Source organism: Nitratireductor sp. ZSWI3, assembly GCF_024655565.1.
Classification (GTDB): Bacteria; Pseudomonadota; Alphaproteobacteria; order Rhizobiales; family Rhizobiaceae; genus Nitratireductor.
Window position 1 is genome coordinate 1 of sequence record NZ_JANKOF010000191.1, and the last position, 1,547, is coordinate 1,547.

Annotated in this window: 1 protein-coding gene and 1 pseudogene; one reads left to right on the forward strand and one right to left on the reverse strand. The window is 58.8% G+C overall.

Annotated features, from left to right (window positions below):
- Positions 1 to 35: 35 nt before the first annotated feature.
- On the forward strand, positions 36 to 1,061 hold the full coding sequence (locus NUU27_RS25300) for a fatty acid desaturase (protein ID WP_257765056.1): 1,026 nt from the start codon (positions 36 to 38) through the stop codon (positions 1,059 to 1,061).
- Positions 1,062 to 1,107: 46 nt separating this feature from the next.
- Here the strand turns inward: NUU27_RS25300 and NUU27_RS25305 are convergent.
- Positions 1,108 to 1,463: pseudogene (locus NUU27_RS25305) on the reverse strand (DDE-type integrase/transposase/recombinase); the annotation flags it as partial.
- Between the last annotated feature and the right edge of the window lie 84 nt (positions 1,464 to 1,547).

Genomic DNA, 1,547 nt, shown 5'->3' on the forward strand with positions numbered 1-1,547 from the left:
TTCTGCTTGGGCGCACTTGTAGGCTTGGAAACTTAGTGGAAAATAATGTTTCTGATGGTGCTGCCATTGAGGGCAGCGACCGCTCCTGGACAAAGGTCCTCGCGCAGTATCGGCAACCTAACCCCGTCCGCAGCACGGTCGAGATAGCCATAACGGCGCTGCCCTTTGTCGCCTTATGGACATTATGTGCGGTGGCCGCGGTGTACGGCTTCTGGTGGGGCCTCTTGCTGACGATCCCGGCTGCCGGCTTTCTGGTCCGCCTTTTCATCCTGCAGCACGATTGCGGTCACGGCACTTTGTTCGCGCGGCGCGGCATCAATGACTGGACAGGTCGTGTCATCGGTGTCTTTACGCTCACGCCCTACGATTACTGGCGCCGCACCCATGCCGTCCACCATGCAACGGCAGGCAACCTCGACCAGCGGGGGATCGGCGATGTCAACACTCTCACCGTCCGGGAGTATCGTGCGTTGTCCTGGTGGGGCCGCATGCGCTATCAGTTCTATCGCCATCCCCTTGTGATGTTCGGTCTCGGACCCGCCTGGCTGTTCGTCTGTCAGTATCGATTGCCATTCGGCCTCATGCGCGCCGGCATACAGCCCTGGACGTCGACAATCGCCACCAACCTTGGCGTCGCCTTGCCCGTCGCCGGCCTGATGTGGCTTATGGGGATCGGTTCCTTTCTCATGGTTCAGGTGCCAATCACCCTGATGGCGGCGACTGCCGGCGTCTGGCTTTTCTATGTTCAGCATCAATTCGAAGAAACGCACTGGTCCGAGGGCAACGATTGGAATTTTCATCACGCCGCGCTGCACGGCAGTTCGCACTACGATCTTCCCTTTCCTCTGCGCTGGATTACTGGAAACATTGGCATCCACCATGTGCATCACTTGTCAGCCAAGGTGCCGTTTTATCGTCTGCCGGAGGTGTTGCGAGATCATCCCGATCTGCGCGACGTGGGTCGCATCACCCTTCTGCAGAGCCTACGTTGCGTGAAACTTGTATTGTGGGACGAAGACGCCAAGCGTCTCATATCGTTTCGAGAGATGCGGGCGGCTTGAACAGTGAACGCGACATGATCTTGCGTCTGCCCTAGTTCGACTCCCGTGGACAGTGTGATTTCAATGCGTGATCCGGCACGGCGCGGAGGATGAACTGGTCCGACAGCATGTCGATGACGTCCGTCGATCTCAGCCGCCGGTCGATCCGGATTGCCAGGCATTCCCGGGTGAACCCGTCGATGAGGTTGAGCATTGGGAACTTCCTTCCCTCATGTGTCCGGCTTTCGACGAAGTCGTAGGACCAGACATGGTTGGGCCGCTCCGGCCGCAGGCGGATGCAGGACCCGTCATTAAGCCAGAGGCGCCCTTCTTCGGTTGTTTTTGTGGGACCTTCAGCCCCTCCCGCCGCCAGATCCGTTCGACCCGCTTGGCGTTCACGACCCAGCCCGCATCACGCAGCAGGTCAATCGGCGGATCATGTATTTGTTTGGCCCAAGCAAAACCCCGCCAAGCGGTTGGCTTGGCGGGGTTTTTGTTGTGTGGTTT